The following is an 11713-nucleotide window of genomic DNA, read 5'->3' as shown; positions in this document are numbered from 1 at the left end:
TCCTTCAAAACCCACTATAAGGCCTGACGTGGCGTGAGGGTCAAGCGCCGTTTATCATTTGTTGATTAATTTTTGCTCAACCAAGAAATCATGCGCCACATCACGCGCTTTACGGTGTTTAACTTGAACCTGATAGTTCATCTGTTGCATCTGATCTTCAGTAATCTTCCCGGCTAGCTTATTGAGCGCTTTGACGACTTCTGGATGGGCCTTTTTGAAGCTATCCTTCATAATCGGTGCGCCTTGATAAGGTGGGAAGAAATGCCGATCGTCTTTTAAAACGACTAGATTGTAACGCGCCACTTCCGCATCGGTGGTATAACCGTCGACCACATCGACCTTGCCATCCGCAATCGCTTTGTAGCGGATGCTAGGTTCCATAATTTTAGCGTCTAATTGCAATTGATACGTCTTCTTCAAGCCTTGATAGCCATCTTTTTGATGATAAAAGTCCGGGTCAAAGCCGGCCGTAAACGATTGGTTCAAGGCCGCTAAATCCGAAATCGTTTTGACGTTATATTTCTTGGCAAAGGCCGCACTGACCGCCAAGTCATAACCATTTTGATAGCGCATTGGTGGCAAGTATGCCATTTTGAATTGTTCTTGGAGCGATTTTTTAGCAAGTTGGTAAGTTTTAGTTGGATTCTGGTTGGTCTTGGTTGGCGATTTCACCAACGTCTGTAAGACCGTACCCGTAAATTCTGGATAGATATCGATTTGATCGGCCTTCAACGCGTTAAATAAGAAGGTCGTACCACCAAAATTCGGTTTAACCGTCACATCATATTGCGGATGATCGGCCAAAATCAGATCACGATACATATTCATCAAGATTTCGGGTTCACTGCCTAACTTGCCGGCAATCGTAATTTTAGTTGGTGCCGCTTGGAACCGTGTCACACCTTCTACGAGACCAAAAAGCCCCACAAAAATGGCCAAACTAATCGTAATCTTTTTGAACGATAATGTCCCCAACCAGCGAATCAGCGCGCTAACCACTAACGCCAAAACAGCCGAGAGCGTTGCCCCGACCACTAACAAGGCGTTATTATTCGACTGAATCCCGACCAGGATAAAGGTCCCCAGACCGCCCGCACCAATCAAGGCCGCCAAAGTTGCCGTCCCGATAATCATCACTAGCGCAATCCGCAGACCCGAAATAATCAGCGGCATCGCCAATGGTAGCTCGATGCGTAATAAGCGCTTCGCACGCGGTAAGCCAAAAGCAATCTCCGCTTCTTTTAACGCCGGATCAATCCCGCTGAGTCCCGCGTATGTATTTTGAAAAATCGGCATCAATGCGTACAAGACTAACGTAATCACCGCCGGCACCGTCCCAATCCCCACCAGCGGAATTAATAACCCTAAGAGCGCTAGCGACGGAATCGTCTGCAGAACACTTGTCACTTGTAACATCGCTTCGGCGAGTTTTTGGTGCGCGGTTAAAATAATCGCAAGCGGAATCCCAATGACCGCCGCAATTAAGAGCGCCAGTAATGAGATTTCCAGATGTTGGCCGAGCGCTTGCAATAATTCGCCCGATTGGGTCGTTAAAATCTGCTGAATCTGTTGAATCATCATTAAAGCCCCCGTTTCGCAATGAGCGTCGTTAAATCAGTCGTCGTCAATTGCCGTTGTGTTTGGTCATCAAGTGCCACGACGACCCCTTCAGGTTGTGCGATTAAGGCTTGGGCCAAGGCTTTGATGGACGCTGTAGTGGCAATCGTTTCCGGTTGCCCGCTAACAACGGTCCCCAAATCAGCGGCCACTAAATCTTGCACCGTCAATGTCGTTGGTTGGCGTTCAATATCGAAAAATTCACGGACAAAGTCGTTTTTCGGTTGGTTAAAAATCGCTTCGGCCGTTCCAATTTGTTGAATACTACCCGCACGCATCACCGCAATTTCATCCCCTAAACGCAGTGCTTCTTTCATATCATGGGTCACAAAAACAACCGTATTATGCAATTGCTTTTGCAAATCCAATACGAGATCTTGCAATTGTGTGCGCGTCACAGGGTCGAGCGCACTAAACGGTTCATCCATTAAAATCACTTTCGGTTTGGTAGCCAGCGCCCGAATAATCCCAATTCGCTGTTGTTGGCCCCCTGAGAGCTCACTAGGGTAGCGGTTGGCGTATTTATCCGGATCTAGATTAACCAGCGTTAACAGCTCCCGAGCGCGCTTTTGGCGATCAGCTTTAGACCACTTCAAAACTTCGAGTTGAATGGTAATATTTTCTTCGATTGTTAAATGCGGAAAAAGGGCGATATTTTGTAAAACATAGCCAATGTTAAGTCGGAGGGTCTGCAAATCCATTTGGTCAATTGGCTGCCCATCAATTTTAATCGTCCCACTAGTTGGTTCGATCAACCGGTTAATCATTTTGACCGAGGTTGTTTTCCCGCTACCACTAGGGCCGACCAAGACAAATAGACCATTGTCTGGAATGGTTAATGTTAGACCATCTAACGCGCGGCTTTGCCCGTATTGTTTGGTGACGCCTTCAAATTCAATCATGCGCTACTCCTTTTGCCACTTAACGATTTGTTAGTTCATTGTACCACTTAGAAAAAGGCCAACCAATTGACGTGCTTGGGCCCGTCAATCTTATTTTTTTGATTCACTTTTGCACTGTGCTACGATGAAGCCAAAGCAATCAATTGAGGAGGGTTTAATATGAAAACACATTTTGACACCATCGTGATCGGTGGCGGCCCTGGCGGCTTGGCGGCGGCTTATCGTTTGGCGGAACAGCAGTCCGTTTTAGTCGTCGAAAATGATTTATGGGGCGGCACCTGTCCCAATCGCGGCTGCGACCCTAAAAAGATGCTCTACTCGGCTGTTGAAGCCATCGACCACCAGCACGCCCTGCAATCTAGTGGTTTAGTCGGTACCAGTTACATCAACTGGCCCCAACTCATGGCTTTCAAGCGCCAATACACCACTCAAATTCCGGACGGCACTTTAAACGGTCTGCAAAGCGCTGGCATTCGAACAGTAACCGGCACCGCTCACTTTATCGCCGACCACCACTTACGCGTCGGTGAAACGGATTATACGGCCGACCACTTCATCATCGCAACCGGTCAGACCCCAACGCTCCCCGCAATTGAAGGACGCGATCTTTTACAGACCAGCAATCAATTTTTAGACCTGGATCACCTCCCTGCTAAAATAGCCTTCATCGGTGCCGGTTATATCGCCATCGAACTAGCAAATATCGCCGCCACAGCGGGCGCTGAAGTCCACATCATTCAACATAACAAGCGGATTTTACGCGATTTTCCAGAAACCATGACGACCGAACTGATTACGAGCCTCCAAAATAAAGGCGTTCAGTTCCATTTTGAAACAACGGTGACCAAAGTATATGAGACAACAAAAGGCCTCGTGCTCAACAACGCAGGCGGTTTTACGCTGACCGTGGATGCTGCTTTTGCCGCACTTGGGCGCCACGCCAATATCGACGAACTCAACTTGCCGGCAGCGGACATTGCCACTGGCCACCACGGTATTCAAGTGGACGAGCACTTAGTCAGCAGTAATCCGCGGATCTACGCCATTGGGGATGTCGTTGACCGGCCACAACCCAAATTGACACCGGTCGCTGGCTTTGAAGGCCGCTATGTAGCCGGTCAACTTCTCCAAACTAATTCGGATCCCATTGCGTACCCACTCATTCCACATACGGTTTACGCTAGCCCCCAGATTTCACAAGTCGGTGTCTCTGTTCAAACGGCGCAAGAAAACCCCGACCAATATCGACTTAAGCAACAAACAACCACTAATTGGTACACCTTCAATCGCATTAAGGAACCAAACGCCATCGTGACCACGATTTTTGACCGCCAAACCAACCAACTCGTCGGCGCGGCAGCCTACACCACGATTGCCGAAGAATTGATCAATTATTTGACGCCCCTCATTAAAAATCATACGACCGCGGCTGAACTCACCGATACAATCTACAACTACCCAAGTCCCGCCAGTGATTTGAAATATTACTACTAAAAAAGTGTTGAAGACCGATTGGGCCTTCAACACTTTTTTAGTGCTCATCTCTGCTGGATAGCTTCAACAGCTTTTAACAAACGATTTAATCCTTCTTCAACCTTACTTCTCGATGCCCCTAAATTATACCGAAGATGATCAGAACCACCGTTACCATACAAACGTCCGTCCATAATAGCTACTTTTTGACATTTAATCAATTCTTCTTGTAAAACTGTCATCGGGATACCTAGCGGCCGAATATCTATCCACGCTAAGTAAGTTGCATCCGGAATTTGATAATCTAAATTTAACTGCTCTTTCAAGAAGGTTTGTAAATATTTAAAATTATCATCAACATAATCGTTCAACTGATTTAACCAATCCTCTTGATGGTTATAACATTCTATTGTCGCTAACATTCCTAAGTACGGCACCGAGGATACGGCGTTTTTTTGCTTTAATTCATATAAAAATTTGAGTCTCATTAACTCGTCTGGAATTAATGCGTATGAACAACCCAATGCTGGGATATTAAATGATTTGCTGGCAGACGTTATCACTGCGCATTGTGTCGTCAATTCGCTAAAATATTCAGCAATCGTGTGTACGACAACTCCCTTTCGAACAACATCCATATGAATTTCGTCACTAATAACTGCAACATTGTACGCATTACAGAGTCTAACAATTGTCTGTAGTAGTTCTGAAGACCATACAATTCCTAATGGATTCTGGGGATTACATAATAATAGAATTTTTGGATGCTCAATTTTAAACACGTGCTCAAGTTTTTCTATTACTAATCCATTCGTAATATCCATCTGGATTAATTGTCTATCATTAGCAGTAACAGTATTAATAAACGCATCGTAACAAGGACTAAAAGTAACAATTTTTTCATGTGGCTTACTGAACAGTTCTATTAATTTTGCCAGACTAAAAATAACGCTTGGACTATACACAATTGCTTCTGCATCAACTCGCACCTGATATCGATTTAAGAACCAATCTACAATTGCTGACTTAAATTCATTATTATTCCAACGAGTATATCCAAAAACACCTCTGTTCGCTGCATCGATAATGACGTCACTAACACCTTTAGGCGCTTTGAAATCCATATCAGAGATTGTAAAAGGTAATAAATTAGCCTCTCCAAAACGATCTTTTACGTAGTCCCATTGAGTTGAGTAAGTTCCATAGCGATTAATCACCGTATCAAAGTCAAACTTCGTCATCTAATCACCTTCTATTTATACCTAAAGCTGTATCCACTCTTTAGGTGATTTCGTCATAACAACAGGTACCCCATCGTCATCGATCCATATATCATCTTCAATTCGAATACCGCCTTTTTGTTCAAGATATATTCCTGGTTCGACTGTAAAAGTCATATGATTTTGTAACTGTTCATCACTATCATGATTTAACAGCGGATATTCATGAACAGTCAAGCCTATGCCATGACCCGTCCCGTGTAAAAAGTTATTCCCGAAACCTGCTTTTGCTATATAGTCCCTAGCAACTTTATCCACCGATTTAAGTGGTACATCCTTCTTGCAGGTCTGAATCGCTTTCTTTTGAGCTGCTAACGTAATATCAAAAATTTGTCTTAACTCCTTTGAAACAGGACCTACAGCAATTGTTCTTGTTATGTCAGAATAGTAATGCCGCCACTCAAATCCAAAATCTAAGATGATTAATTCTCCATTTTGAATAACCTTCTCAGACGCATGTCCGTGCGGTAATGCAGATCGTATCCCCGATGCAACTATCGTTTCGAATGCGGGAGCATCAGCACCTAACTTAAGGCCATATTGATCAATTTCATTGGCAACCTGTTTTTCGGTCATTCCTGGTCTAATGTACTTAATAATATGGTTAAACGTCTCATCTGCGATTAACGCTGCATGTTGAATTTTATTTCTCTCTTCCTCATCTTTTATCATCCGTTGTTGTTCTATCAAATTATAGATAGGAACTAATTCTCCATCTGCTCCTGACAATGCTAGATATTCTGACACATTCATCTCATCTGCTTCAATACCTATTCGCTGCTCACCAATTTTTGATAATAGTCTCTTCATAGCGGTATTCATTGCCATCCGATTATCAATAATTGTAAAGTTGGCAGATTGTTGCCTTAACTGTTCAAAATAGCGACTGTCAGCAATAATGTATTGTTCAGTTTGTGTTATCAAAATCTGTCCATCAGTACCTGTAAAGCCGCTTAAATAATAACGATTTGCTTTATTATTTATAATTACTGCTCCTAGGTTATTTTGCTTCATTTTTTTACGTAAAGTATGCAACCTTTCTTCCATCTAAAAACCACCTTCGACATTATTGCTTTTAAAAACGTCAATAACAGTTGTTTTAGTAAGTATATCGTGTAGTGCTAAATGTTTTTTTGACCAAAATAATAAAATTAATGAGCCTAATGTTACTATGAACCAAATTATCCTTAGGTAGGGATCAATATAGAATCGAGAAATTGTTGTTACCAATACCTTAATATAAGTTGAAGTTGCTGTTGCAGCACCTTCGATAAAAATAAGAATTAGAAATTGTCGTATACAATATCCCCCTAATGTTATTCGCTGATTATTCAAATGAACAATTTTTAAATTTAACCAATGCTTACCTAAAGTTTGTCCTGGGAAAATTTTCCAAGGTACTATTACGTAATAACAAAAACCACATAATAAACAGATTAAGCTTACTAGAATCGTAATATTACGACTAAATCCCATCGATTCAAATTGATACATACTCGTTAAGGGCTTGCTGCTTTTTGTTAATACTGCAAAAAATACAACACTAGGGATACCACTTATAATCCCCCCAAAAACCCAATCAATACCACTTGCAATGATCCGTTTACTACTAAAATTAGGTGTAGGAGTTTGCATCACTTTTGGTTCAATCTGTTTATGATACTTTTTTTCATTTTTGCCATTCTGGACTAACTCCCTTCTCCACCAATATTAGCAGTGCTTCTAACGGACTAAAAATCTAAATCAAGATCATCAAGCATCGCTTCATCCTCTTTCGAGATTGCAGCTTGCTTTTCACTTTCTGCTTGGAGTTCACGACGTTCATACATTTTAAAGAATGGGTACCAGATTATAATAGATACGATTAATTGCATACCATTAACGATAAAGCTTCGCCAATCAAACGTTGCTAAGTAGCCCTCAAAGAAAACCCCAACATATGGCGGTGTGAAGACAGACATTTTTAACCATCCAAACGACATTGCCCAAGCACCAAATGATGAAATGATTGGTCCAATGATAACAAATGGAATAAATAATAATGGATTTAATACAACAGGTGCACCAAAAAGAATAGGTTCATTAATACCAAACAACGCTGGTATAATCGAAATTCGACCAATTTTCCTTTGTGCAACCGCTTTCGAAAACATGCACCAGAATACTAACCCGAACGTTACCCCAGTACCCGTAAGATTTCCGAACGCTGAGTCCATTCCTGGTGTAAAGAAGTGAGTCATTGCTGTTCCAGCTTTATAATTTGCAATGTTTTCTGCAATAAACTGAGTTGAAACTGGACTTGTAATTGGACTGAGAACCGCTGGATGAATACCAAAGAAGAACAATAAACATTGAAGCATTTTTAGGAAAGTATAGGCGAACGGATTATCCATTGACCCCACTAACGGTGCAAGTAAATTTGTAAATATCATTGGTGGTGTCGTGTTGAGCACATCAACGCAAACCACACGGATAATAACAAAGGTTCCCACAACAATTATTGAAATTGGAATCATTTCAAACGATTTAGAAACAAAATCCGGTACTGTTTCTGGCATTTTAATTGTAAAATTACGTTTCTTACACCAGCTAAACAGTTCAACAGCTATAATGGAACCGAACATTGATACGAATAACCCTTTAGTCCCAAAATACATCGTATCAACCATACCATCTTTAGTGAAATCAACTGCTAGAATTAAAAATCCCATTACTGCCATTGTGACACACCCAGGAACATCCAATTTCTTAGACTGAGCTAGATGATACCCAATAATTGCAGCGACATATAACGCCATCATCCCCATCCCGACAGTATACGGGATACTGATAACACTAGAATATTGGGCAATCCATTGAGACACAGGATTATTCTTACCAATCATATTAGGAATAGCATCTGGAATTAATGCAAAACTACCAATAATTAAAATAGGTGTCATCGCCACCATTGATTTTTTAATTGCACTTAAATAGATATTACGATCCATTTTGTTAGCAAGCGGAATAAAATATTTAGACATAAACGCCTCAAATTTATCAAACATTAGTTACCCTCACTTTCTTTATTCTGGATATCTTGTTTTCTTTTAGCGATCAATGCTTCTTTTATTACAGTCCCCCCATCCATTGAACCGTATGTCTCCTTGTCGATAATGACGTAGGGAATATTAAGTGGTTTTGTAACTGACTCTACAAAATCACTCTTATATGAAACTTGAGGGCCTAATAAAACAACATCTGTTCCTTCTATTTCTGCCGGTAATTGTTCAACCGGGATCGCCATTAATGTAAAATCATCAATATTCAATTTTTGACTATTCTTAATGACGCTTTTCATACTATCCATCATCATTGTTGTTGATAATCCCGCTACACAAGCTAAAACAATTTTCATTTTTATCCCTCCATTTTTTCGCGTGCTTCAAAAATTTTAATTAGTTCTTCAATCAGATCTCGTGATAATTGTGCTGTCATATAATGGTCTTGCGCATGTACCATTAATAAACTAATGGTTACTTTATCTTCCTCTTCACTCAGTTCTTGCTGAATAATAGCAGTTTGAATATTATGTGCCTCAATATCTAATTCTTGCGCTTCTTTTAACATTTTATGTGCAGCTTCATATTCATGTGTCTTTACTTTTTGTAAAGCCTCAAAAGCCTTTGCTCGACTTTCTCCTGATGAAGAAATTAGTCCCATAATTTGTTTTTCTGTCTTATCCATCAATAAATACTCCCTCTATTAAAATTTCTTAATTTCTGTAACATTGTCTTTATTAAGGTACCCTGCTAACGTTTTAATTAGTTGACACATCACCTCTAAATCATTCTTATGAACTAACGAATATGGATCATGGCAATATCGTAACGGAATTCCTAAAACTACTGCAGGAATTCCCCCATTTTCTAAATGGGCAGATCCAGCATCCGTTCCACCACCCTTAAACATGTCTTTTTGATATGGGAGGCCTGCAGAGTCAGCAATTTCACATACGATCCGTAACAACTTGGCATTCGGAACCATTGTTTTATCATAAAATTCAATCATTGGTCCCTTTCCTAACTTACGAGTGTTCATAAAACCACGGTCAAGTTCAGGGTTCTTAGCCACGTCAACCGCAAAGAAAATATCTGGATTTACAATCTGCGCTGTTAATCGCCCACCTCGTGTACCAACCTCCTCACTGCTCGTAAAGGCTGCCACAACATTTACATCTAGGTCAACATCAACTAATTGATTCATCGCTTCAACTAATGCAAAACAACTTGCACGATCATCCATTGCTTTTCCCGCAATAATATCTTGTGGTTTAAGTTCATGGCAATGCGATGCAAAACAAACCATATTGCCAACATCTAATCCTACCTCTAATAATTCTTCACGTGAATCAAACCCAAAATCCACATACATCTGATTAATATGACCTGTAGCATCATAATTTACATTCAAAAGTCCTTCTATCTTCTCGCCATTATTAGTAGTTGCTCTAACTAACTGCATTGACTCAGCCCGTACTTCAACATTTCCGATTGTGACAACGTGCGCCATCCCAATATCAGAGATGTACCGAATCATAAAACCAACTTCATCCATATGAGCTGCAAACATAATTGTTGGCGCATCTTTACGAGTCGCTCTTTTAGTCACCATCAAACTTCCGATACCATCAAATTGAAACGTTTCTTCGTAGCCTTTTAACTGTTTCTTTAACAGCGTTCTAACTTCATCTTCATTAGAAGCAATACTATCTGCATTTGACAATTTATTTAATAATTGAAATTCCATAACTACCCCTCCATTTCCTTAAAAATATTTATAATCCTTTGCAGATCGGGTTTATGATAAATATCGCTGATCTTATGATTATCTTGCATTAACTGAAATAAACCATTTGAAATATTGCTGTAAAAATGAAAATCTTCTTTCGCCAAGCAAACCATAAAGACTAATCGTACTACTCGCTTTCCTACTCTTAATTCCGGCTTTACAACTGATACCGCTATTGCACTTTGTTTCCCTTTCATTTCAATAGGATGTGGCATTGCAATGCCATTGTTATAGACCGTACTCATGTATTGTTCTCTCAAAACGACATTTTTTTGAAAATTATCATCCGCATAACCTTTCGACATCATCTTCTCTGCCATTTTTTTAATTAAGACATCATAGTTTTGAATCGTCTCAACTGAGAATAGGTTTGGCTTTAATAAGCTAAGGTAGTCTTGTGAGTAGTCAATTTGTGTATTATCACTTCTAGGTGGATTATCCAAAAATAGAACTTGTTTAATATTTTTGATATCTCTGTTTGACAGTAACTCTTTAATATAAATAGTTGGTACCTTTGGTGCTCTTTTAAGAGGGACTACGGAAAAAATTAAATCCGGTTTAAAAGTTGCTAGATCTTGCTCTTCCCAGAATGAAAAAGCTTTTACAACAGCTCTAGGGAATATTTCCATGATTTGAGTTCTAACAAGATTACTTACACCACCACCAGTTGTACAAATTACGGCTATTCGCTCATACTGATTAATACGTTTATTTTTTTCCTTCTCTGTATGATTTAAAAAGTGAACAGCAATAAAACCAAGTTCGTCATTGGAAATATCGTATCCAAATTTTGTTTTCAAAAATGTTGAAAATTTTAAAACTATATCAAATACCATCGGATACCTAATACATAGCTCCAGCAACAATGGATTCTTATACGTAATTTTTTGATCTATCCTATCAATTAGAAATAGTAAGTGCGTTGTAATTTGCTCTAAAAACTCGTGATCCTTGCTATAATCTGTTCTATTTTTAACATCCACTGCGCTAAAAAACTCAAGCAATTCGTTTTTAAATACTTTTTGACTAAGATGATTATCAATTCGATTATTCTTCTGCACGCTTTTCTGGATAAAATAATTGAATTCATCAATATCCTGCATCGTTACAATAACTTTAAAGCGTTCTTGTAGTTGTAATAAGATTATGTCAAAATGTCGCAAAACCTTATCTGATTCAGGGTTTATCACCCCATTATTCTCCGAGGTTGAGAATTGTCTATTGGCAGAAAAAATAATAAAAATTTTTAGCCATCCTATTAAAACTTGAAATTCATAATAACCAATTCTTAAATTATTATTGCGAATACAGTCTTCAACTAATCGTTCATATTCCTCAAATTGACCTACTTTTTCATCAGTTAGTTCTTTAAATTGATTATCACCCCTCAGATAGAGATCCAACATCAATTGTCTAACATAGCGTGCTTCCCCTTTAATACAGATACCATAGTGACTTTTTCGAATTAACTTTAAATTATAGGAATTTAAATAATTAGAAATCGTTTTCATTTCCGAATACAATAAACTTCGACTAATCCCTAATGACTCAGATAACTCACTTACAACCACATATTCAGTTGTATTTGTTAACAATATACTAAGCACGTCA

Annotated in this window: 11 protein-coding genes; 1 reads left to right on the top strand and 10 read right to left on the bottom strand. The window is 39.5% G+C overall.

Going from position 1 to position 11713, the window contains the following annotated elements:
• Nucleotides 1–54: 54 nt before the first annotated feature.
• Both LEUCM_RS02940 and LEUCM_RS02935 read right to left on the bottom strand, forming a co-directional pair.
• A complete protein-coding gene (locus tag LEUCM_RS02940; protein WP_173674929.1) occupies nucleotides 55–1578 on the bottom strand; it encodes an ABC transporter permease/substrate-binding protein in 1524 nt (507 codons plus the stop codon).
• A gap of 2 nt (nucleotides 1579–1580) precedes the next feature.
• A complete protein-coding gene (locus tag LEUCM_RS02935) occupies nucleotides 1581–2519 on the bottom strand; it encodes an ABC transporter ATP-binding protein (protein ID WP_016265807.1) in 939 nt (312 codons plus the stop codon).
• A gap of 159 nt (nucleotides 2520–2678) precedes the next feature.
• On the opposite strand from LEUCM_RS02935, the gene LEUCM_RS02930 reads away from it, so the two are divergent.
• Nucleotides 2679–4013 carry a dihydrolipoyl dehydrogenase family protein gene (locus LEUCM_RS02930; protein WP_016265808.1) on the top strand — a complete coding sequence of 445 codons (1335 nt, stop codon included), beginning with the start codon at nucleotides 2679–2681 and terminating at the stop codon, nucleotides 4011–4013.
• Nucleotides 4014–4057: 44 nt separating this feature from the next.
• Here LEUCM_RS02930 and LEUCM_RS02925 read toward each other — a convergent pair whose 3' ends face one another.
• From LEUCM_RS02925 to LEUCM_RS02890, 8 genes are all read right to left on the bottom strand, one after another.
• Entirely contained in the window at nucleotides 4058–5233 is a 1176-nt protein-coding gene (locus LEUCM_RS02925; protein WP_016265809.1) for a MalY/PatB family protein, read from the bottom strand.
• 21 nt (nucleotides 5234–5254) lie between these two features.
• Nucleotides 5255–6319, bottom strand: a complete 1065-nt coding sequence (locus LEUCM_RS02920) for a M24 family metallopeptidase (protein WP_016265810.1) — start codon at nucleotides 6317–6319, stop codon at nucleotides 5255–5257.
• On the bottom strand, nucleotides 6320–6907 hold the full coding sequence (locus LEUCM_RS02915) for an RDD family protein (protein ID WP_025016157.1): 588 nt from the start codon (nucleotides 6905–6907) through the stop codon (nucleotides 6320–6322).
• 95 nt (nucleotides 6908–7002) lie between these two features.
• Nucleotides 7003–8319: a PTS sugar transporter subunit IIC gene (locus LEUCM_RS02910; RefSeq protein ID WP_016265812.1), complete on the bottom strand. Its 1317-nt coding sequence runs from the start codon at nucleotides 8317–8319 to the stop codon at nucleotides 7003–7005.
• Nucleotides 8319–8669: a PTS sugar transporter subunit IIB gene (locus LEUCM_RS02905; protein WP_016265813.1), complete on the bottom strand. Its 351-nt coding sequence runs from the start codon at nucleotides 8667–8669 to the stop codon at nucleotides 8319–8321. The genes LEUCM_RS02910 and LEUCM_RS02905 overlap by 1 nt, the downstream gene beginning before the upstream one ends.
• 2 nt (nucleotides 8670–8671) lie before the next feature.
• Entirely contained in the window at nucleotides 8672–9001 is a 330-nt protein-coding gene (locus tag LEUCM_RS02900; protein ID WP_420844133.1) for a PTS sugar transporter subunit IIA, read from the bottom strand.
• A gap of 15 nt (nucleotides 9002–9016) precedes the next feature.
• The gene (gene ypdE / locus LEUCM_RS02895; RefSeq protein WP_016265815.1) at nucleotides 9017–10060 is read right to left on the bottom strand and encodes an aminopeptidase; all 1044 of its coding nucleotides are present in this window, start codon (nucleotides 10058–10060) and stop codon (nucleotides 9017–9019) included.
• A 2-nt stretch (nucleotides 10061–10062) separates the two neighbouring features.
• Nucleotides 10063–11697 (bottom strand): BglG family transcription antiterminator, encoded by a 1635-nt coding sequence (locus LEUCM_RS02890; protein ID WP_133285959.1) that lies wholly within the window; start codon nucleotides 11695–11697, stop codon nucleotides 10063–10065.
• Between the last annotated feature and the right edge of the window lie 16 nt (nucleotides 11698–11713).

This window comes from Latilactobacillus sakei subsp. sakei DSM 20017 = JCM 1157 (genome assembly GCF_002370355.1).
GTDB classification, from domain to species: domain Bacteria; phylum Bacillota; class Bacilli; order Lactobacillales; family Lactobacillaceae; genus Latilactobacillus; species Latilactobacillus sakei.
The sequence above is the reverse complement of the archived record's forward strand: the minus strand, read 5'-3'. Positions and strand labels throughout refer to the sequence as shown.